Source organism: Aureimonas phyllosphaerae (assembly GCF_047943035.1).
Classification (GTDB): domain Bacteria; phylum Pseudomonadota; class Alphaproteobacteria; order Rhizobiales; family Rhizobiaceae; genus Aureimonas; species Aureimonas phyllosphaerae.
Genome location: NZ_CP181348.1, coordinates 1,278,776 through 1,299,159 on the forward strand (window position 1 = coordinate 1,278,776; position 20,384 = coordinate 1,299,159).

At 69.0% G+C, this 20,384-nt stretch carries 17 protein-coding genes; 10 read left to right on the forward strand and 7 right to left on the reverse strand.

Going from position 1 to position 20,384, the window contains the following annotated elements:
* The first annotated feature begins 125 nt into the window (after positions 1 to 125).
* Entirely contained in the window at positions 126 to 1,010 is an 885-nt protein-coding gene (locus ACLNGM_RS05910) for an NAD(P)H-binding protein (protein WP_416357592.1), read from the forward strand.
* Positions 1,011 to 1,339: 329 nt separating this feature from the next.
* Here the strand turns inward: ACLNGM_RS05910 and ACLNGM_RS05915 are convergent, their stop codons facing one another.
* The 4 genes from ACLNGM_RS05915 to ACLNGM_RS05930 all read right to left on the reverse strand — a co-directional run bounded on the left by ACLNGM_RS05915 (position 1,340) and on the right by ACLNGM_RS05930 (position 5,634).
* A complete protein-coding gene (locus tag ACLNGM_RS05915) occupies positions 1,340 to 2,407 on the reverse strand; it encodes an ABC transporter permease (protein WP_416357593.1) in 1,068 nt (355 codons plus the stop codon).
* A complete protein-coding gene (locus tag ACLNGM_RS05920; protein WP_416357594.1) occupies positions 2,404 to 3,957 on the reverse strand; it encodes a sugar ABC transporter ATP-binding protein in 1,554 nt (517 codons plus the stop codon). Before ACLNGM_RS05920 ends, ACLNGM_RS05915 begins: the two co-directional genes overlap by 4 nt.
* A complete protein-coding gene (locus tag ACLNGM_RS05925; protein ID WP_416357595.1) occupies positions 3,954 to 4,598 on the reverse strand; it encodes a DUF2291 family protein in 645 nt (214 codons plus the stop codon). The genes ACLNGM_RS05920 and ACLNGM_RS05925 overlap by 4 nt, the downstream gene beginning before the upstream one ends.
* A 100-nt stretch (positions 4,599 to 4,698) precedes the next feature.
* A complete protein-coding gene (locus ACLNGM_RS05930) occupies positions 4,699 to 5,634 on the reverse strand; it encodes a D-ribose ABC transporter substrate-binding protein (RefSeq protein WP_090964904.1) in 936 nt (311 codons plus the stop codon).
* A gap of 429 nt (positions 5,635 to 6,063) precedes the next feature.
* Here ACLNGM_RS05930 and ACLNGM_RS05935 point away from each other — a divergent pair, with 429 nt between their 5' ends.
* Positions 6,064 to 6,285, forward strand: a complete 222-nt coding sequence (locus ACLNGM_RS05935) for a DUF2934 domain-containing protein (protein WP_244546044.1) — start codon at positions 6,064 to 6,066, stop codon at positions 6,283 to 6,285.
* Between the two features lie 108 nt (positions 6,286 to 6,393).
* On the opposite strand, the gene ACLNGM_RS05940 is transcribed toward ACLNGM_RS05935, so the two are convergent.
* The 3 genes from ACLNGM_RS05940 to ACLNGM_RS05950 form a co-directional block, all read right to left on the reverse strand.
* Positions 6,394 to 7,356: a bile acid:sodium symporter family protein gene (locus tag ACLNGM_RS05940; protein ID WP_416357596.1), complete on the reverse strand. Its 963-nt coding sequence runs from the start codon at positions 7,354 to 7,356 to the stop codon at positions 6,394 to 6,396.
* Between the two features lie 866 nt (positions 7,357 to 8,222).
* Positions 8,223 to 8,969, reverse strand: a complete 747-nt coding sequence (locus ACLNGM_RS05945; RefSeq protein WP_416357597.1) for a PspA/IM30 family protein — start codon at positions 8,967 to 8,969, stop codon at positions 8,223 to 8,225.
* A complete protein-coding gene (locus ACLNGM_RS05950; protein WP_090964899.1) occupies positions 8,966 to 9,391 on the reverse strand; it encodes a DUF2170 family protein in 426 nt (141 codons plus the stop codon). Before ACLNGM_RS05950 ends, ACLNGM_RS05945 begins: the two co-directional genes overlap by 4 nt.
* Positions 9,392 to 9,486: 95 nt before the next feature.
* On the opposite strand from ACLNGM_RS05950, the gene ACLNGM_RS05955 reads away from it, so the two are divergent.
* From ACLNGM_RS05955 to ACLNGM_RS05990, 8 genes are all read left to right on the forward strand, one after another.
* Positions 9,487 to 10,152, forward strand: coding sequence for a DUF2491 family protein (locus ACLNGM_RS05955; protein WP_416357598.1), 666 nt, complete (start codon positions 9,487 to 9,489; stop codon positions 10,150 to 10,152).
* Positions 10,153 to 10,194: 42 nt separating this feature from the next.
* Positions 10,195 to 10,596, forward strand: a complete 402-nt coding sequence (locus tag ACLNGM_RS05960) for a DUF350 domain-containing protein (protein WP_416357599.1) — start codon at positions 10,195 to 10,197, stop codon at positions 10,594 to 10,596.
* Positions 10,597 to 10,607: 11 nt separating this feature from the next.
* Complete coding sequence (locus tag ACLNGM_RS05965) at positions 10,608 to 11,186, forward strand: DUF1190 domain-containing protein (protein WP_416357600.1); 579 nt, start codon at positions 10,608 to 10,610, stop codon at positions 11,184 to 11,186.
* 2 nt (positions 11,187 to 11,188) lie between these two features.
* A complete protein-coding gene (locus ACLNGM_RS05970; RefSeq protein WP_416357601.1) occupies positions 11,189 to 12,346 on the forward strand; it encodes a glutathionylspermidine synthase family protein in 1,158 nt (385 codons plus the stop codon).
* A 464-nt stretch (positions 12,347 to 12,810) separates the two neighbouring features.
* Positions 12,811 to 15,036, forward strand: a complete 2,226-nt coding sequence (gene bcsA, locus ACLNGM_RS05975; protein ID WP_090964889.1) for a UDP-forming cellulose synthase catalytic subunit — start codon at positions 12,811 to 12,813, stop codon at positions 15,034 to 15,036.
* 17 nt (positions 15,037 to 15,053) lie between these two features.
* Positions 15,054 to 17,381: a cellulose biosynthesis cyclic di-GMP-binding regulatory protein BcsB gene (locus tag ACLNGM_RS05980; protein WP_416357602.1), complete on the forward strand. Its 2,328-nt coding sequence runs from the start codon at positions 15,054 to 15,056 to the stop codon at positions 17,379 to 17,381.
* Positions 17,378 to 18,457: a glycosyl hydrolase family 8 gene (locus ACLNGM_RS05985; protein WP_244546043.1), complete on the forward strand. Its 1,080-nt coding sequence runs from the start codon at positions 17,378 to 17,380 to the stop codon at positions 18,455 to 18,457. Before ACLNGM_RS05980 ends, ACLNGM_RS05985 begins: the two co-directional genes overlap by 4 nt.
* Entirely contained in the window at positions 18,448 to 20,328 is a 1,881-nt protein-coding gene (locus tag ACLNGM_RS05990; RefSeq protein ID WP_416357603.1) for a hypothetical protein, read from the forward strand. Before ACLNGM_RS05985 ends, ACLNGM_RS05990 begins: the two co-directional genes overlap by 10 nt.
* The last annotated feature ends 56 nt before the right edge of the window (positions 20,329 to 20,384 follow it).

The window sequence follows — 20,384 nt, forward strand, 5'->3', positions numbered from 1 at the left end:
GATCGGGAAGCATCCTGGACGATCTCGAAGAAAAGCTGGACCAGCTCGCATGGAGCGTCCGACCGCTTGAGGGTTACACGATTTCCAGCGGTCGCGCATGTCGGCCCTCAGGAAAGGTGGATGTCATGATCGTCGTCACCACACCGACCGGTGCCATCGGCAGCCAGGTTCTGGCAAAGCTCCTCGATCTCGGCGAAACCGTCCGCGTCGTCGTGCGCGATCCCGGCCGCATCCCGCCGGAAATCCGGGAGCGCGTCGACGTCGTCGCGGGATCGCACGGCGATGCCGTCGTCGTGAACCGCGCATTCGAGGGGGCGCGCGCCGTCTTCTGGCTGCCGCCGCCGGACATGCATGCGCGCGATCTCGACGACGTCTATGCGGGCTTCGCCCGTCCAGCCTGCGAGGCCTTCGCGCGGTGCGGCGTCGGCCATGTCGTCGGCGTCTCGGCGCTGGGGCGCGGCACGCCGCTGGCGCAGCAGGCGGGGTTCGTGACGGCCTCGCTCGCCATGGACGATCTGATCGCGTCCACCGGTGTCGCCTTTCGGGCGCTCGTCATGCCGTCCTTCATGGACAACCTGCTGCGGCAGGCCGCCTCGCTGCGCGAGCGCGGCGAGTTCTACCTGCCGGCACCGGGCGATCTGAAGGCGCCGATCTGCGCGACGGGCGACATCGCCGACAGGGCCGTGACGCTCCTGCGCGACCGGGCCTGGACGGGTCAGGGCGAGCAGCCGGTGCTCGGACCGGAGGACCTTTCGCCGAACGACCTGGCCCGCATCATGTCGGACGCTCTCGGGCGGCCCATCGCCTTCCGCGAGGTCGCGCTGGACGACTTCCGCGCCACGCTCGCCCGGCGCGGCCTGTCGCCGGCCATTGCGGACGGCTATGCCGCGATGATGGCCGCAAAGGCCGAGGGGCTCGACAACTTCGTCGCCCGCACGCCCGAAAACACGACGCCGACGACCTTCCGCCAATGGTGCACGGACGTCCTGAAGCCGACGGTCGATGGCTGAGGGGCTTCCACGATGAAAAGCCGGCGCGGGGAGGCGCCGGCTCGCTCCCGTCTCCGTTCCGGACCGCGCATGGCTGACTTGTCACCCCATCGGCTTTCGGTGACCGTGCCCGCAGCCTTTCCTTCCGACATCGGCATCCGAAGGTTGGTATCCATCGTGCCGTCGGCCGCTTCTGCAGCGCCGGCACGGCCGCCCTTTCGGCGATCAGGCGTCTCGGGGGACCCTTGCCGCGATCGCCGCTGCGGCGGTCGATCCCTCGTCGCGGCGAAGAACCTCACGCGAGGCGCGGGGCGCGGATGCCCTCGGGGGCCCCGCGCCCGAGGGCCGCGCTAGCGCGCGAGCGCCGCCTGGCGCTGGAGGGCGATGCGCTGCTGGAGGCGCTGCTGGAACTGGTCGACGACGACGGCCGCGATGATGACGAGGCCCTTGATCACGGTCTGCCAGAACGAGGAGACGCCCATCATCACGAGCCCGTCGGACAGGATGCCGATCACGAAGGCGCCGACGATCGTGCCGCCGATCCGTCCCCGGCCGCCCGACATGGAGGTGCCGCCGAGCACTGCCGCCGCGATGGCGTTGAGCTCGAAGGTTTCGCCGGTCGCGGGATGCGAGGCGACGAGCTGCGATGCGACGATCAGACCGACGATCGCGGCGCAGAAGCCGGAGAACATGTAGACGAACATCTTGGTCCGGTTGACCCGCAGGCCCGACAGGGCGGCGGCGCGCTCGTTGCCGCCGACCGCATAGATCGCGCGGCCGAGCGGCGTGCGGGCGGCGAGATAGGCCGCGCCGCACCCCACCACGACCAGCGTCCAGATCGAGACGGGGATGCCGAGGAACGAGCCGGACCCGATCAGGGGGAAGCCCGCCGTGCCCCATTCGGCAGAGCCGCGGAGGTTCGGGAAGGTCGCCCCATCGGACGACAGGAGCGCCAGCCCGCGCGCGACGTAGAGCGTGCCGAGCGTCGCGATGAAGGGGGCGACGTTGAGCCGGGTGATCAGGAGCCCGTTGACCACGCCGACGAGGACGCCGACGCCGAGCGTGATCAGCACGATCTCGAACGTGTTGAAGAACACGGTGTAGCCGACGAGGTCGATCGCCACGCCGTTCAGCACTAGGTAGCCCGCGACCATGCCGCAGAGGCCGACGATCGAGCCGACCGACAGGTCGATGCCGCCCGTGATGATGACGAAGGTCATGCCGATCGCGAGGAACGCGTTCAGCGCGACATGCTCCGACATGATGATGAGGTTCGCCGTCGACAGGAAGTTCGGGGCGGCGAAGGAGAAGAACAGGACGACAAGGATCAGCGCGATGAAGGTGCGCGCCTTTAGAAGCAGGAGCGCGAGGGACAGGTCGCTGGCGGGCGCGGTGGCCGCGGGATGGGTGGCGGTCATCGGGCGGGCTCCGGTCGGAACGGTGGGATGGCGGGCGCACGGCCGTGGCCGGCGGCGGACAGGGCGACGATCTCGGGCTCGTCGGTCTCGGCGCGGTTGCGCTCGCCGGTGACGCGGCCGTTGGACATGACGACGATGCGGTCCGACAGCTCCATCACCTCCTCGAGGTCGGAGGTCACGAACAGGATGCCGAGCCCTTGCGCGGCCAGCTCGCGCATGACGCGAAACACCTCCGCCTTCGCGCCGATGTCGATGCCGCGGCTCGGCTCGTCCATCAGGAGCACCCGGGGGCCCGTCATCAGCGCCTTGCCGATGACGATCTTCTGCTGGTTGCCGCCCGACAGGGAGGACACCGGGTTGTCGATGCTGGACACCTTGACCGCGAGGCGCTTGACGAAATCGCGCACGCTCGAGCGCTCGCGCTGGATGTCGAGGTGGAAGAGCCGCGTGAAGGACGACAGGCTCGACATGGACATGTTCTCGGCGACCGAGAGGATCTGCACCAGCCCTTCCGCCTTGCGGTCCTCCGGGATCAGCGCGATGCCGCGCTTGATGCGGCCGTGGATCGAGCGGTCGGACAGCGTCTCGCCGCCCAGCGTCACGCGGCCGGTCGACAGCGGCTCGCGGCCCATGATGCAGTCGAAGAGCTCGGTGCGCCCCGCGCCCATCAGCCCGTAGATGCCGACGATCTCGCCCGAGCGCAGCGACAGCGACACGTGATCGACCGCGAACCCGCCGCCCTTGCGCGGCAGGGTCATGTCCTCGACGCGCAGGATCTCGGGCCCGTAGTCGTGTTCGACCACCTTGGCGAAATCCTTGGAGGACGAGCCGATCATGGCGCGCACGATCCAGGGCACGTCGACGTCCCCCATGCCTCTCGCGCCCGTGATGCGCCCGTCGCGCAGGACCGTGATGAAGTCGCCGATGCGCACCAGCTCCTCGAGCCGGTGGGAGATGTAGACGATCGCGACCCCTTGCGCCTTCAGCTCGCGGATCACGCCGAAGAGGATCTCGACCTCGGTCGCCGACAGGGCCGACGTCGGCTCGTCGAGAATCAGGATGCGGGCGTCCTGGCTCAGTGCCTTCGCGATCTCGACGATCTGCTGCTCGCCGATGCGAAGGTCCCCGACCATCGTGCCGGGCGAATTGGAATGCTCCAGGCGGGCGAGCAGCGCGCGGGCCAACTCGTTCTGCGCGCCGCCGTCGATATCGATCCCCAGCCGCGTCTTCTCGCGGCCGATGAAGATGTTGTCGGCGATGCTCATGTTCGGGAAGAGGTTGAGTTCCTGGAACACGATGCCGATGCCGTGGCGCGAGGCCGCGGCGGTGTCGGGCAGCGAGACGGGCTTGCCGTCGAGATGGATCTCGCCCTCGGTCGGCTGCTCGACGCCTGCGATGATCTTCATCAGTGTCGACTTGCCGGCCCCGTTCTCGCCGACGAGCACGTTGACGGCGCCGCGCCGGACGTCGAAGTCGACGCCCTTGAGCGCCTGCGTGCCGGGATAGACCTTGGTCGCGCCCCGGACGGACAGGACGATGTCGTCGCTCACGCGCCGGCTCCGAGCTTCACGAGAACGGGCGTGACGACCAGCTTGTCGCCTGCCGTGCGGAGCGTGAAGACACCCGTCGCCTCGACGCGCGATCCGACCAGTGTGTCGCGCGGCAGGTCCTTCAGGGCGCGCTCGAAGGCCTGCGTGTTCAGCGCCTTGGCGACATCGGCATATTCGATCTGGTTGGCGTAGCTCGTGAAGGAGACGAAGGGCAGGACGTCGCGGATCGAGGTGCCCTTGACGACGGGTCCGAGCTGGAGCGTCGCATCCGGCTTGCCGTCGCCGTCCGTGTCGACCTCGGCGGTCGCGGCGCGCGATTTCGTGTTGGCCTCGACGATCGTGCCAACGAGCGCGACCGGAAAGTTCCAGGGCGCGCCTTCCGGCACCTCGCGATAGCCGAAGGTCTTGCCTGCGGCATCAAGCCCGCCCCCGAGCGCGGCGCGGATCTCGCCGAGAGGTTTCGCCTTCCCGACCAGATACGGCACGATCTCGGCGTCCCAGCGGCCGGCGATGTCGGAGCCGGCCGCAGGCGTCGCGGCAGCTTCGGCGCGGGCGGCGAGTTCCGCGGTCTCGACGAACTTGCATCCCGGCAGGGCCAGGATGAGCGCGAGCGCGGCAAGACGGGCAGGGCGGCGGATCATCGGCGACCTCGACACGGGGCGGGCGGCAGGAAGGGCCGGCGGACCGGCCCTGGATCGGCAGCAGGTGGGCGGGCGGTCGGCGGGACCGCCCGGCGACCCGTCAGTCCTTCAGGGCGAAGGTCTCGAGCTTGGCCGCGTTGTCGGCATTGATCAGGACGCAGTCCATCAGCTGCTTCTCCTCGACGCCCGTCTTGCCGGTCTCGAGATACTGCTTGGCCTGTTCCACCGCGAGCTGGGCCTGACGGTAGGCCGGCTGCAGCACGGTCGCCTTGATGCCGCCGGCCTTGATCGAGTCGCGCACGTCGTTGGAGCCGTCGAAGCCGACCACGATCACGTCCTTGCGCCCGGCCTGCTCCAGCGCGGCCCAGGCGCCCATCGCCATCGTGTCGTTGCCCGAGATGACGCCCTTGATCTCCGGATTGGCCTGCAGGATCGTCTGCATCTTTTCGAAGGCCTCGGTCTGGCTCCAGTTGGCGGACTGCTGGGCCACCATCTTCATGTCGGGATACTGGTCGATCACCTCGTGGTAGCCGCCGGAGCGGATGCCGGCATTGGTGTCGGCCTCCCGGCCGAGAAGCTCGGCATACGGCCCCTCCTCGCCCATCAGCTTGACGAACTCCTCGGCGCCGAGCTGCGCGCCCTGGTAGTTGTTGGAGACGATCTGCGACACGGCGATGCCGGTCTCGTTGATCTCGCGGTCGATCAGGAAGGACGGGATGCCGGCGTCCTTGGCCTTCTGCACCGCCGCCGTGGTGGCCGCCGCGCCGGCGTTGTCGAGGACGATCGCCTTCGCGCCGCGCGCGATGGCCGTGTCGATCAGCTGGTTCTGCTTGTTGGCGTCGTCGTCGTGGACGAGGATCAGGGGCTCGAAGCCGAGTTCCTTAGCCTTGGCCGCGGCGCCTTCCGCCTCGGCCTTGAAGAACGGGTTGTCGTGGCTAGGGGTGATGATCGCCATCAGGTCCGCAGCCGACGCCGTGATCGGCGAGGAAACGATGGCGGCGGCAGACAGCGCCGACAGGATGAACGTCTTGAGCATGTGGTCCTCCTCAACGCGGAGGCGCGGCCCCCCAGCGACCCGCATCAAATCTCCGCTCCCTCTCCCAAGGGCCGACGGGACTATCGGACGACGCCGGAACAGATGTCAACTGGTATGATGAGGTCGTAAGATCGTGGAGATGGACTGACGGGCGACCGTGGTTCGCGATGGCCTCGTTTGGATCCGCCTCGCCGGTGGTCCGTGGCGGCGACCAGCGTCATGCCACGCCGGGAGATCGGCCCCATGCCCTTGAAAGGGATCGCTCTTTCGGTCCGCGGTTGATGAGGCGTCCATCGAACTATCCTCGGATGGCCCTCTCGACGTGACGCGGATCGGGACAATCTACGACCTGATCCGCCCTGCGATGCTCGAATCGAGCGGCCGCGGGCGACCCACATCCTTGAAGCGAACATCTTTGCGAGCCCAGCCATGACCATGATGAGTCAGCACCCCCTGACGGGAGCCGCCTGTTCGATTTCCACCGGTTGCCTCGAAGACATGAGCAAGCGCGTGCGCGACCGCGCCTACCAGTTGTGGGAGGCTGCAGGCCGGCCCTGGGGCCACGAGCACGAGTTCTGGGCCCGGGCGTCCGCCGAGATCGAGGGCGAGTGGCTGATGCAGGGCAAGCCCGAGCGGATCGTCGCCCGCTGACGATCGCGGACGCGACGCTTCACGAGGGCCGCAGCGCACGGCCCTTGCCGGCCACCACCAGGATCGACGCTTCGTGAGGGCTATTCTGCGCGCCGCGAGCGGCTGCCCTCATTCGGCCGGGGCGATGCTTCGCGGCTTCTCCCGCTCGTCCCGCAGCCGCGCATAGACATTGGCGAGAAGCGCGCCGGAGATGTTGTGCCAGACGCTGAAGATCGCGCTGGGAACGGCGGACAGCGGCGAGAAGTGGGCGCTCGCCAGGGCCGCGCCGAGACCGCTGTTCTGCATGCCGACCTCGATGCTGATCGCCTTGCGCTTGGCCAGCGACAGGCCGCAGGCCCGTGCCGCCAGGAACCCCAGCGCATAGCCGATGCCGTTGTGCAGGATCACGACGGCGAAGATCAGGAGGCCGGAACCGGCGATGGCTGCCTGATTGACGGCCACGACCGCCGCGACGATGAGGACGATGCCGGTGACGCTGACGAGGGGCAGGGCGGGCTCGGCCACCCGCACGAGCGACGGGGCGAGCTTCTGGAGCGCGAAGCCCAGCGCGAGGGGCAGGAGGATGACCTTCACGATGCTGACGAACATGCTCATGGCGTCGATCGGCAGGAACTGGCTGGCGAAGAGCCAGACCAGAAACGGCGTGACCAGCGGGGCAAGGAGCGTGGTGACGCTGGTGCAGGCGACGCTCAGGGCGACGTCGCCCTTGCTGAGATAGGTCATCACGTTGCTCGACGTGCCGCCGGGGCAGCAGCCGACGAGGATGACGCCGGCCGCGACCTCCGGCGACATCGGGATGATGCGCGTCAGGAGAACCGCCACGAGCGGCATGATCAGGAACTGTCCGAGCACGCCGACGCCGACGTCGAAGGGACGGCGGCCGACCTCGCGGAAGTCGTCGAGCGACAGAGTGAGCCCCATGCCGAACATGATGATGCCGAGGAGCGTCACGATGTAGGGCGCGACAGGCCGGAAGGCGGCGGGCAGGAAGAATCCGAGCGCGGCGAACACGATGACCCAGGTCGCGAACGTTCTTCCCACGAACGCGGACACCGAACCCAAGAATCTCATAAGGCAACCTTCCCTTGTTGCGGGCAGCAGTACCCGCCGTTACGCCGTCTGGCAAGCCGCCGCGGTCGGGCAGGGTGCAAGGGCGGCGAACGGGCAGGCGCGCGGGAGAGGGCGCCGTGTCGAGGTGTCTGGTTTCCGCCTCTGCGGTGCGGCTATTTCGGGGATCGGGAAGGGGGTTGGGCTCTGCGACCCCGGTCGCAAGGGGCGCGCCCTTCGGGCGTCAGAGAGCACCGAGTTCGCTTTCGCAACTTAGAACCCCGGCCGAGTTTCGGACGGGCCGACGTGTGGTCGTGCTGCTGGATTCTAGCGCGTCGGGTGAGAGCCGAGGATTGGGGGCACCTTTCGCGACCGCATGCCTCGGCGGCATGCGTCGGATCGGGCGGCCTCGACAAGCGCGGGACTACGAGGTCTCCCAGGAAGCCGCGCGGCGAAGGCGTTTTGGGGCAGCGGCAAGAAGGCTTGCCGGCAATTGGCCGCAGCCGCTGATGGTTCGGGGCGCATGGACGACGGATATCGACAGAGATGACGTCCGCTGATGCCGCGCGACCCATCCGGATGGGATGTGGGAACCGAACGGCCCAGTTCGCTTGTCGGTGTCGATGCCAAGGGTTGGCCCTGGCGTGGCATTCCATCCGGAGGCCCAGTCGGTTCGTTCCGGGTATGGGGACAGGTCGAAGCGTCCGTCTCGTTCCATCGATGCCAGTGATCGAACAGGATCTTCGCCGGCTCGCAGACGGCCTGAAGCTCCCGCAAGGGAGCGGCCGAAGCCGCTCCGCCAACCCGGCAAACGACCGGGGGTATCGACTTCATCGTGTCCCAGACGGGTCCCGATCGGGTCGATCCTCGTCAGTCGCGGGGACTGCGGTTCAGGGCTTCGGCCGATACGTGATGCCGACGCTCGGCGCCTCGGAGGAGATCGCCTTCGGAGCCTCGCCACGCGTGATCTCGGCGAAGATGTCGTCCGACGAGGACCGGTTGCCGCCGATCCCCGCTTCCAGAAGCGCCTGGTCGAGCGAGGAGCCGCTCTGCAGCGCCTGAAGCTCGGCGCCCGCCTCGAGCCGTCCCGCCATGGCCTCCTGCCGCTTCTTGACGCGCTCGAGCGATTCCATCGCGCTGCCGAGACGCGAGTTGACGCCGGCATGGCTGGAGGCGATCGCCGACTGCGCCTGCAGGAGCGACTCGTTCGCCTTCACGCCTTCCACCTCGCGGCGCATCGTCTGGATGCGCGTCTCGGTGTCCTGCACGGCCCGCAGCATCTGCGACTGCGCACCCTGCAGGCGCTGCAGTTCGGCCTCGTCGCGGGCCATGTCGGCGCGGTTGCGCGACATGCGGTCGGCAAGCTGGCGGGCGAGGTCCTCGCGGCCGGCCGCCATCGCCGCGCGTGCCGATTCGAGATCCTTCTGGTCCTTGGCGCGGGCCTCGTCGACGCGGCGGCCGAGCGCCTTGGCCGTCGCCATGATGCCGGCGAGGTCGGAGCGCGCCTTGCGGAGCGCATTGTCGGCGTCGCGAATCTCCTGGTCGAGGATGCGCAGCGCCTGCGTGTCCGCCGCGCTTTCGGCCGCCTCGTTGATGCCGCCACGCACGGCCGAGAAGAGTTTGCCCCAGACGCTCATGCCGCGATCTCCCCGTTGCGCCATTCCTCGATGAGGCGGGCCGCGTCCTCGGCGTTGCCGGCGAGCACCGCGACTTCCTCGACCACGACCTCGGCCGACGAGCGGGCCGAGAGCGAGCCGAAGAGTTCGTACCACTCCTGCCCGTTCACGATCGAGATGCCGAAGGTGGAAAGCGGCACGAGCTTGTGCGTCTTGAGCGCGAGGCGCTCGAAGGCGCTGCGCTCGGGCACGCTGTCGGCGGGCGCCAGCATGACGCTGGCGAGGATCTGCTCGCCGCCCGCGACGACGAAGACGTCGAGATGGCCCTTTTCCTTCAGGGTGACCCGCAGGACGTCGCCCTCGATCGAGACGTCGACGTCTCCGAGCGCGGGGGGATCGGAGGCGAAAAGCTCCGTCAGGGATGCGAGATTCCAGTTGGCCATGTCTCTCAAACTCCCGTCTCGAACCGTCGTCGCCCTTCCGTCGGGCGGCCGGCATGTCATAAGGGTTGCAGCGAGCGGCACAAGGTGGAACGCGGATGATCGGACGCTTCTTCGGCTGGGGATCGGGTGAAAACGCGGCGGCGCTGCCCGCGGAATACGGGCCGCTCAGCGCCGCCATCGATGGCGGCATCGAGATCGACACCCTCAGCCTCCAGGCGATGACGGCGGGCGCCGAGCCCGCCATGCCGCTGCCGGCCGGCGGGGTGATGCTGGTCGCCGCCTATGGCGAGGCGCGGCTCGACCCGCAGACGGTCCTCTCGCGCTATTATGCCGACGACAACACGATGCTCCAGATCCTCTCGGCGTCCGCGGCACCCGGCGACGAGCTTCTCGACGTCAGCCTCTACCAGCCTTGGGACTCCGTGGTGCCAGCGGGCGCGGCGGACTGGGCGCGCTGGCGCGGGCCCTCGGGCCTCATCGGCCAACCGCGCTACGACGCGGACGGCATCGTCTTCGAGCGCTTCTGGGGCGACGGGGCGGGGCGTGCCGACCTCGTGGAGTTCGTCGAGACCGTGAACGACGGCCAGAGCCGACGCGAGATCCACCAGTCCTGCATGCTCTACGCCCGCCCGCTCGGACAGGCGCGCGAGATGCTGCTGATCAACATCGAGCGCGATCTCGGCACCGGACCCTCGCAAGGCGCGTCGGTCGAGTTCATCCTTGGCTACGGCCTGATGGCGGCCGACGTGCGTCGCCTGTGATCCCCGCGCGCGCCCTCTTCTGACACAAGGACCTTCCGCAGCATGTTCGGCTACGTCGCAGGCCTGCCGGCCTTTCTCGCCTACTTCGCCACCGGGCTCGGCTCGCTCGCCGCCTTCTCCGTTCTCTATTCCGCCCTGACGCCGCAGCACGAGCTGACGCTGATCCGAACCGGCAACGCGACGGCGGTCGTCGCCTTCCTCGGCGCGATCCTCGGCTTCTCGCTGCCGCTCGCCTCGGCCGCGGCGAACTCCGTCTCGCTCGTCGACTTCGTGATCTGGGCGCTGATCGGCGCCGTGTTCCAGGCGATCGCCTTTGCCGTCGCCTGCCTGACGATGCGCGGGCTTCCCCAGCGGATCACGAATGGCGAGATGGCCGGCGGGCTGTGGTCGGCCGGCATGTCGCTGGCGATCGGCATGCTCAACGCCGCCTGCATGACCTATTGAGGGACGCGGCCATGACCCGACGCTTCCTCTCCCAAAGACCGCCGCTTCTGGCGCTCGGCACCATCGCCGCCGGTGGTCTGGCGCTGTCGGGCTGTGGCGACGAGCCCGCCGACGACACGCTCTTCACCTCGCCCGCGCAGTGCATCGAAGCGGGCATCGACAACAACATCTGCAACGCCGAGTATCAGGCGGCGCTCAGCCAGCACCTGCGCGATGCACCGAAGTTCGACGGCCAGGCGGCCTGCGAGACCGAGTACGGTGCCGGGCGCTGCATGGAGGTGCCGCGCGACCAGGCCGGCACTACGGGCGGGGGCAGCTTCTTCCTGCCCTTCATGACCGGCTATCTCATCTCCTCCGCCGTGCAGCGGATGACCAACTACAACTCCTACGGCAGCTATGTGGGCGGCGGCTCCTATGTGCGTCCGACGCCGATCTTCACCGGGCGGAACGGCACGACCTACCGATCCGACCCGGTGATCGGCACGCAGACCGCGACGCCGCGGCCCGCCAACGTCAACACCCGCACCGTCTCGCGCAGCGGCTTCGGCGGCCTGTCGTCGAGCCGCGGCGGCTTCTCCTTCGGCGGCTGAGGGTGGAGCGTCGACGCATCGAGCCGCGCGAGGGCTGGCAACGGAAGGCCGAGGCCGTCGGCTTCGGGTTCCACGAGATGTACGGCGAGCCCTACTGGCTGGACGACATCTACTACCGCTTCAGCCTCGCCGAGATCGAGGCGAAGGTCGAGGCTCCGACGCAGGCGCTGCATGTGCTCTGCCTCGACCTTGCGGCGGAGGTCGCCGCGTCCGACGCGCTGATGGCGCGCCTCGACATCCCGCCGGAGCAGTTCGACTTCGTGCGCCGGTCCTTTCGCGAGGGAGAGCCCTCGCTCTACGGCCGCTTCGACCTCGCCTATGACGGGCGCGGGCCCGCCAAGCTTCTGGAATACAACGCCGACACGCCGACCGGCATCTTCGAGGCGGCCTACTTCCAGCACAACTGGCTGACCGACCAGATCGCGCTCGGACGCCTGCCCGGCGACGCCGACCAGTTCAACCTCCTGCAGGAGAGTCTCGTCTCCGCCTTCGCGGCGTTTCCGGCGGACCGCATCTTCCACTTTGCGGCGGTGACGGCGAGCGACGAGGACCGCGGGACCGCGGCCTATCTCATGGACTGCGCCGTGCAGGCCGGGCACCATACGGCCCTCATCGACATGGGCTCGATCGGCGTCGACGCGATCGGTCGCTTCACCGACCCGAACGAGCGCGTCATCGACCGCTGCTTCAAGCTCTATCCGTGGGAGGACATGATGCGCGAGCCCTTCGCGCGCCATCTCCCGGCGTCGGGAACGCAGTGGGTCGAGCCAGGCTGGAAGGCGATCCTCTCGAACAAGGGCATCCTGCCGCTTCTCTGGGAGCGCCATCCCGGCCATCCCAACCTCCTGCCGGCCTTCTTCCGGGACGACCCGCGCGCCGGCTCGCTCGAGCGCTCCGTGCGCAAGCCCTTCTTCTCGCGCGAGGGCGAGAACATCGCGATCCTCGAAGGCGGCCGCGAAGCCGAGGCGACGGACGGCGATTACGGCGCGGGGCCTGCCATCGTCCAGGAACTGACGCCGCTGTTCGAGGCCGAGGGGCAGTTCGCGGTGCTCGGCGCCTGGGTCGTCGGCAACGAGGCGGCCGGGCTCGGCATCCGCGAGGACCGCTCGCGCATCACCCGCAACCTGTCGCGCTTCGTGCCGCACGCGATCGAGGGCTGACGGCAGGGGCAATCCTCCGTCGGTAATGGACGATTTCGCCTCGAGCGGAGGCTCACAAGGCCGGCTCGCCGGAGCATCGGGGCGGGTGCCCAACTCGGGGCAAATGACGGCTCTCGAGCTTCGGACCGAATGATCTTCGAAATGGTGGCGGATCGGAATCCGTCACCGATCGTGGGCGGTCCGGACGGACCGCGAATACGTCGCACCTATGCGTGCACCGCAGCCATCGGAAGCGATCCGGACGACGTTCCCGGTCCTGCCGCCGCAGCGGCATCGGCGTCGCGTTCCCTCCGAAGATCTCGGCGAACGCATTAACGCTCCCTTGCGAAAAACGATCGAGTCCACGGTCTGGCATATAGTCATGACTTAAAGTCTAGATGATACTTCCCATAGGGTAGGAGATTAGCAAGGCAAGCGTTTCTCCTGCGATTGATCTTTCATAAAATTGTAACCGCGAGGGCAGAATGCGCTTTCCCGTGCTCGGCTTGCTGTGGCTTCTCACAGCCTGCAGCGGCTTGTTCCTCATCAGCCAACCCGTCAGCGTCGACGCGCAATTGACGGTGGCGTCGATCGCGATCGCGGTCGGTGCGGCGATCTACGTGCTGCGCCTGCAGGGGCCCTGGCGCTTCGTGTTCCTGGCGATCACGACTGCCGTGGTCCTGCGCTATGCCTATTGGCGCACCACGGCGACGTTGCCCTCGCCCGACGACCTCGCCAACTTCGTCCCGGCCGTGATCCTCTACCTCGCGGAGATGTTCTACATCGTCCTCCTCGGGATGAACCTCTTCGTCGTGTCCGACCCGCTCGAGCGCGCCGCAGCGCCGGAGGTCGACGACGCGGCCCTGCCGCATGTCGACGTGTTCGTGCCGTCCTACAACGAAAGCAAGGCGATCCTGGCGCTGACGCTGTCGAGCGCTCTCGCCATGGACTATCCCGCGGGCAAGCTGCGCGTGTTCCTCCTGGACGACGGCGGAACCGACGAGAAGCGCAACGCCCGCGATCCGATGAAGGCCGCCGAGGCGCGCCATCGCCACGAGGACCTGCAGGCGCTGTGCCGGGATCTCGGGGTCACCTACGTCACGCGGGCCCGGAACACCCACGCCAAGGCCGGCAATCTCAATGCGGGGCTTGCCGCCTCGAACGGTGAGCTGGTCGTGGTCTTCGATGCCGATCATGCGCCGGCGCGGGAGTTCCTGCGCCAGACGGTCGGCTACATGGTGGCCGACCCGAAGACCTTCCTCGTCCAGACGCCGCATTTCTTCTCCAATCCGGATCCGATCGAGAAGAATCTGAGCACCTTCGAGCGGATGCCGTCCGAGAACGAGATGTTCTACGGCACGATCCAGAAGGGCCTCGACAAGTGGAACGCGGCATTCTTCTGCGGGTCCGCGGCCCTCTTGCGCCGGTCCGCCCTGATGGAGGTCGGCGGCTTCTCCGGCATCACGATCACCGAGGACTGCGAGACCGCCCTCGACCTGCACTCGCGCGGCTGGAAGAGCGTCTATGTCGACCGGCCGATGGTCACGGGCCTTCAGCCGGAGACGCTGTCGAGCTTCATCGGCCAGAGGTCGCGCTGGTGCCGCGGCATGCTCCAGATCCTGTTCCTGAAGAACGCCGCGCTGGTGCCGGGCCTCAGCCTGGCACAGAGGATCTGCTACCTGTCTTCGGCGCTCATCTGGTTCTTCCCGATCGTGCGCGTCGTCTTCCTGATCGCGCCGCTCCTGTTCATCTTCTTCGACATGAAGATCTACGACGTGTCGGCGCAGGAGTTCGTCGCTTATACGCTGACCTACCTCGTCATCAGTTCGCTGATCCGCAACTACCTCTACGGCCGCGTGCGCTGGCCGTGGATCTCCGAGCTCTACGAGTACGTCCAGTCCGTCTATCTCTTCCGCGCCGTCCTCAGCGTCATCGTCAATCCGCGTCGGCCGACCTTCAACGTCACCGCCAAGGGCGACACCCTTGCCGAGGATCGCCTGTCGGAACTCGCCTGGCCGTACTTCGCGATCTTCGCCGTCCTCCTCGGCGCGATGGGCTACGCGGTCTATCGCTACCAGACCGAGCCGCTGGTCGGAGGCATCCTGCTCGTGGTCGGCGCCTGGAACCTCCTCAACCTCGTGATCGCCGCCGCCGCGCTCGGCGTCGTCACCGAGCGGCGCGAACGCCGCGGCATGCCGCGCATCGTCACCGAACGGATGGCCGAGCTCGCATTCGCCGAAACCGTGGTGCCGGTCGTCGTGGTCGACATCTCGTCCTCGGGCGCCAAGCTCCGCCCGCTCGCCGGCCTGCCCTTCGTCGGCACCGAGCAGCGTGCGGACCTGAAGGTCTCGCGGACCGACGGGTCACCGGTCGGCACGCTTCCGGTGGTGGTCCGCTCGACGGGTGAAGAGGGCGGGCGTCCGGTCCTCGGCGTCCACTACCGGACGGAGACCTGCGACTACCCGCTGATCGCCGAACTGATGATGGGCGACATGGCCTCCGTGCGTGCCCAGCGCGCCGGTCGGCAGCGCCGCAGGGGCCTCGTCCTGTCGAGCGCCAGCATCATCGGCTGGGCCCTCGGCACGCCGCTGCGCGCCTTCCGCCACCTCGTCTTCGATCGCCCGGCCTCATCCGGTCCGGACGTGCAGAACGTCCTCTCGATCCCGCCGCTACAGGCTGCCGCCGACCCGGCGCCGTCGTCCCACCCTTGAGCCAACGGAACACGACCATGACCTGGAACCTGTCTTCCCATCGGCTCCGGATGGCCGGAGCGACCGCCCTCGGCCTCCTCGCCCTCGCGACCGTGCCGGCGGGCGCGCAGACGGCGCCGGCCTTCGACTTCTCCGGCGCCCCGGCCGGAGCGACGGCGGCCGTCTCCCCAAGCGCGGACCTCGCTCCGCTTCTCGCCGCGTCCTCGGACCTGCAGTTCTCGGGCGAAGCGTCCCATCGGGTGTTCCCCGTCTTCGTCACGGGCGAGCAGAGCACGAAGGAGGCCCGCCTTACGCTCGGCTACACGTCCGCCGTCTCCGTCGCGCCGGAAGGCTCCTCGCTCGTCGTCAGCGTCAACGGGGTCGAGATCGTCTCGCAGGCGATCCGGGTCGGGAGCGCGCAGTCACTCGACCTGCCCGTGCCGCCCGGACTCCTGCGCCCCGGTTTCAACGCCGTCGGCATCTCCATGCAGCAGTTCCACCGCGTCGACTGCTCGGTGCAGGGGACCTACGAGCTGTGGACGTCGTTCGACCCCGCGGCGAGCGGTCTGCGCTTCCCGAGGACCGGCGCGGCCGTCGCCGGCTTTGCCGACCTGCCCGCCCTGCCGCGCGACGGGCAGGGCAAGGTCCGGATCGCCGGCCTCGTGCCGGAAGGCTCGACCGCGGAGCGGACCGACAACACGCTTGCCGCGATCGAGGCCGCCGTCGTGATCGGTGCGATGGACGACCCGCTCGTCCAGCTCGGCCGCGAGGGCGGCAGCGATGCCGTGCTCGACGTCGTCGTCGGCACGATGGACGAGATCGGGCCCCTGGCCCGGCAGCCGGGTGCGCAGACGCCCTGGCCCGGCGTTTCGCTTCTGCCTGCAGCCGTGGATCGGCCGGCGACGCTCGTCGTGACCGGCTCCACCGCCGGCGACGTGCGCAAGGCCCTCGATCAACTTCGAGCCGGCGCGCAAACCTGGGCCCCTGACGGCTCGCAGGCCGGCCTGCAGGCCATCGCCGATCGCCGGGGCCGGGCCGTCTCCGGCCATGCCGACCTGCGGCTCGACGCGCTGGGCGTCGACGGCAGGCCCTTTGCCGGTCGCCTGTTTCGCGAGGACCTGCGCCTGTCGCTTCCCGCGGATTTCTATGCGGCCGACTACGACGCGGCCAGCCTGGTCCTGAACGGCGCCTATGCCGCCAATCTGTCCGCGGATGCCACGCTCTTCGTCCGTGCCAACGGGCAGGTGGTCGCGACGCTGCCCCTGTCCTCGCCCCAGCCGGGCAGGATCGAGGACAAGCGCCTGAAGGTCCCGCTGAACCGTCTGAAGCCGGGCCCCAACACGATCAGCATCGAGGCTCTCGTGCCCAATGCCGAGGATGAGGCTTGCGAAGCCACCGCCGGCGGCGAGCGGCCCGCGCGGTTTGCGCTGTCTGGCGACACGCGCCTCGAACTTCCCGCCCTGGCCCGTGTCGGCTCCTATCCGAACCTTTCGGCGACCCTGGCCGGCGTCGGCTCGCTCGGGGCGGCCGACCGCGACCTGATGGTCTACGTGCCGGGCAACGACCCGTCGGCCCGCGATGCGGCGGCAACCATCGTCGCCCGCATGGCGGCCAGCTCCGGCACGGTGCGCCAACCGCGTTTCGTCAACACGCTGCCGCATGCCGAGGGCGGCGATCTCCTGGCCGTGGGGACCTATTCGTCCCTGCCCAACGACCTCGCATCGGCCCTGCGGCTGCGCGACGGGACCTCGGCCTTCGCCCTGTCCGAGACCCCGACGGGATGGAGCGGCGTGTCGGAGGCCAACGCCTCCACCATGCACGGCGAGGCACCGGCCGACGTACCCGCGCCGGACGCCACGACGCTGTCGGCCTTCGCCGATCCCGTCGGCGTCGGGCAAAGGGTCGCCGAGATCACGCGTCCGGTGACGAATGCGATTCATAATGCCGTCGCGACCTATCGCGAACGCCGGGCGGAGGCTCCGCGGGAACTGCCGCAGGACGGCGCGCTCCTTGTGCAGGCCGCGACGCCCGCGCCGGGAACCGCCTGGACTGTCTTCACCGCCCCGACCTCGGCGCTGCTCACGCAGGGGCTGCATCGCCTCGGCACGCCGACGACGTGGAATGCGATCGACGGCGCCAGGACCGACATCCCGGCGGCGGCCGATCAGGCCCTCGTCTCGACGAACGACGACAAGGAGATGCTGTTCGAGACGCAGCCGCGCAGCATCTCGAACGCCCGTCTGGTCCTCGCTGGCTGGTTCTCACGGCACAGCGATCGCTACGCGGCGCTGATGTTCGCCTCGTCGATCCTCCTGGCCGTGTCGACATTCCTGCTCCTGCGCCGGCTCGGCGAGAAGAAGTCGTGACGGGCCGGAGACATGTTTGCGCGCTGGCGCTCGCGGTCGCGACGATGATGGCGCCACAACCCTCGTTCGCCGCAGCCGACGCGCTGCCGGAGGTCCGGGTTCAGCCGATCGACTACCTCGTCGGGGGCTGGGAGCTCTATCGAAGCCGCTTCGTCACCGACGAGGGTCGGGTCGTCGACGACGACAACGGTGCCATCAGCCACAGCGAGGGGCAGGGCTACGGCATGCTCCTGGCCGTCGCCGCCGGCGACCGGCCGAGCTTCGAGAAGCTCTGGAACTGGACCAGCCAGGAGCTCTTCATCCGCAAGGACGGGCTCGCGGCCTGGCGCTGGGACCCCGGCGCCGAGCCCCGCGTCACCGACATGAACGACGCCTCGGACGGCGATCTCCTGATCGCCTGGGCGCTCCTGCGCGCAGCCGAGGCGTGGAACGTGCCGGAATGGCGGGGCTCGGCGACCCGGATCGCCGACGCGGTCGCGGAACTCGCCGTAAAACCCGCGGGATCGCGCAGCGTCCTGATGCCGGCCGTCTCGGGCTTCAGCGCGGGCGAACAGCCGGACGGACCGGTCGTCAACCTGTCCTATTGGGTGTTTCCCGCGATCGAGGACCTGTCCGCCGTCTCGCCGACGCTGGCGAAGGCGAACCTCTCGCAGAGCGGCCGCGATCTCGCGGCCTCCGCCCGGTTCGGCGAGCAGGGGCTCCCGAGCGACTGGATCTCGTTGGCGAAGGGGACGCCGGCCCCCGCCCGGTCGTTTCCCGCCATGTTCGGCTGGAACGCCGTCCGCGTTCCGCTCTATCTCGCCTGGAGCGGGCCTGCCGAGCGCGACCTCCTCGCGTCCTACCGGGAAAGCTGGGGCACCGCGGGCCCGAAGATCGTCGACCTCGACACGGGGCTCGTGATCGATCCGCTTCCCGCGGCGGGCTACGGCGCGATCGCCGACCTTGTCGCCTGCGCCCTCGACGGCCGACCGGCCGGGGACGCCACGCGAAACTTCGAGCCGACCACCTACTACCCCAGCACCCTTCATCTCCTGAGCCTCCTGGCCCTTGCCGAAAGGTATCCGCGATGCCTGTGAAAGCCTGTCTGCTCGCGTCCGCGAGCCTCCTCCTCGTCTCACTGACCGCCACCAATGCCCAGGTGGCCGCGCCGAACTTCGGCACCGGTGCGCTGGCCGCCCCGGCCGCGGTGGCGCCGGCTGCGGGCGGCGTGCGACCGCCGTCCTTCGCACCCGCCCCGATCGCGGCAGCCAGCCCCGCCGCGCCGGCTGCGGGCGGCGCCAATCCGTTCGCGGCCGTCCAGCCGCCGGAAGCACCCGCGCAGGCGCCGACCGCCGCGTTCCAGATCGCGCCCGCGGCGGCCGCCGCGAACGAGCCCGACGCACCGTCCGGCCCCGACGATGCGGCCCTTCGTTACTACGCCGCGCAACGCGACATGGCGCGTGTCGGCGCCGAAATCCGCCGCCTGAAGGCACTCTACCCGACCTGGGCGCCCCCCGAAGACCTGTTTTCGGCGGGCCCGAAGGTCAGCGAGCAGCCGATCTGGGATCTCTTTGCGACAGGAGACTACGCGGGAGCGGCCGCGATGGTCGAGAAGCTGAAGGGCGACAACGCCGGATGGCAGCCGACGGCCGATCTCGGCGAGAAGCTGGCCGACGCGACGGCACGATCGTCCATCGCGGCGGCCGCTGCCAACGGCTCGTGGCCGGCGGTTGTGAAGGCCGCGCAGTCCCGCCCGTCGCTCCTCACCTGCGACAATGTCGATCTGATGTGGAACCTCGGGGAAGCCCTTGTGCGCACGGGCGACCTCGCACGGGCCTACGACGCCTACGCCTACGTTCTCTCGCAGTGCCAGGACGGCGGCCAGCGCCTGGCGACCGTCCAGAAGGCAAGCGCCCTCCTGCCCCCCGCCGGAGCCGACGCGCTGATCGCGCTCGGCCGGACAGGCGCGGACGGGCGCAGCGAGTTTGCCACCCTCCGGTTCGACCCCTTGCGCGCCGAGATGGGCCGCGTCGCATCCGGCCTCGCCTCCAACCTTCCCGCGGACGCCGACCTCGCCCGCTTTGCCGAGTTCGTCGGGCGCGAGCGCTCGGCCGGCGATGCGCAACTCTTCGGATGGTACTACTACGGCCAGAAGAAGTGGGCGGAGGCCGCCGACTGGTTCCGCGCCGCGGCCCAGATCGACTCCAGCCCGAAGAACGTCGAGGGCGTGGTTCTTTCGCTGCGGCAGGCCGGCGACCTCGATGCGGCCGGCAAGCTCGCCTACGACAATCGCGATCGCGCGCCGGAAATCGAGAAGATCTACATCGAGCTCGTGTCGGAGCGACTGAGTTCCGGGGCTTCCGACACGCTGCCGGGCGCGGACGAGGTCAGGCGCTTCGCCGACGTGGTCGATGCAAGCCGCTCGGCCCTCGGCGCCCAGTCGCTGGGATGGTACTGGATCGGCCAGGAGAAGGTCGAGACGGCCAAGGCTTGGTTCGAGAAGTCGGTGGGCTGGGACGAGAGCAGCCAGGGCGTGATCGGCCTCGCCGTCGCGAGCGCCCGCCTGAAGGACACGGCCGGGCTCAAGGCGGTGAAGGCGCGATACGGCGAACGCTATCCTGAACTTGCCGAGTTCCAGACGGCTTCTGCCGCCAGTGCGCCGCGCGCCAAGGCACGCCCGGTGACCGTGCGCAAGGGCGGCGGCGGGGGCCAGGATGCGGCGCTTCGCGAAGCGCAGAAGCAGTTCGATGCCGGCGACTACAAGGCCGCCCTGGCGACGCTCGACAAGCGCCAGGCCGCCAAGGGCTACGATCGCGGCGCCGAATTGCTGCGCGGCTGGACGAACCTGAAGATGCGGCGCTTCTCCGAGGCCCGGCAGATCTTCAAGGCCGAGGACAAGAAGGGATCCACCAAGGACACCCGCTTCGGCATCGGCGCGACCTTCAACTCCCAGTTCAACGCTTGGTGACCCGGACGAGCCGGGGCGCCACCACCCGATGACCCCCGGCCTGCATTCCATTCCAT

Bases quoted from the DNA above. Each gene is read 5' to 3' on its own strand.
- ACLNGM_RS05910 (WP_416357592.1), top strand. From the start codon at position 126: ATGATCGTCGTCACCACACCGACCGGTGCCATCGGCAGCCAGGTTCTG.
- ACLNGM_RS05915 (WP_416357593.1), bottom strand. From the start codon at position 2,407: ATGACCGCCACCCATCCCGCGGCCACCGCGCCCGCCAGCGACCTGTCC.
- ACLNGM_RS05925 (WP_416357595.1), bottom strand. From the start codon at position 4,598: ATGATCCGCCGCCCTGCCCGTCTTGCCGCGCTCGCGCTCATCCTGGCC.
- ACLNGM_RS05930 (WP_090964904.1), bottom strand. From the start codon at position 5,634: ATGCTCAAGACGTTCATCCTGTCGGCGCTGTCTGCCGCCGCCATCGTT.
- ACLNGM_RS05935 (WP_244546044.1), top strand. From the start codon at position 6,064: ATGACCATGATGAGTCAGCACCCCCTGACGGGAGCCGCCTGTTCGATT.
- ACLNGM_RS05940 (WP_416357596.1), bottom strand. From the start codon at position 7,356: ATGAGATTCTTGGGTTCGGTGTCCGCGTTCGTGGGAAGAACGTTCGCG.
- ACLNGM_RS05945 (WP_416357597.1), bottom strand. From the start codon at position 8,969: ATGAGCGTCTGGGGCAAACTCTTCTCGGCCGTGCGTGGCGGCATCAAC.
- ACLNGM_RS05950 (WP_090964899.1), bottom strand. From the start codon at position 9,391: ATGGCCAACTGGAATCTCGCATCCCTGACGGAGCTTTTCGCCTCCGAT.
- ACLNGM_RS05955 (WP_416357598.1), top strand. From the start codon at position 9,487: ATGATCGGACGCTTCTTCGGCTGGGGATCGGGTGAAAACGCGGCGGCG.
- ACLNGM_RS05960 (WP_416357599.1), top strand. From the start codon at position 10,195: ATGTTCGGCTACGTCGCAGGCCTGCCGGCCTTTCTCGCCTACTTCGCC.
- ACLNGM_RS05965 (WP_416357600.1), top strand. From the start codon at position 10,608: ATGACCCGACGCTTCCTCTCCCAAAGACCGCCGCTTCTGGCGCTCGGC.
- bcsA (WP_090964889.1), top strand. From the start codon at position 12,811: ATGCGCTTTCCCGTGCTCGGCTTGCTGTGGCTTCTCACAGCCTGCAGC.
- ACLNGM_RS05980 (WP_416357602.1), top strand. From the start codon at position 15,054: ATGACCTGGAACCTGTCTTCCCATCGGCTCCGGATGGCCGGAGCGACC.
- ACLNGM_RS05990 (WP_416357603.1), top strand. From the start codon at position 18,448: ATGCCTGTGAAAGCCTGTCTGCTCGCGTCCGCGAGCCTCCTCCTCGTC.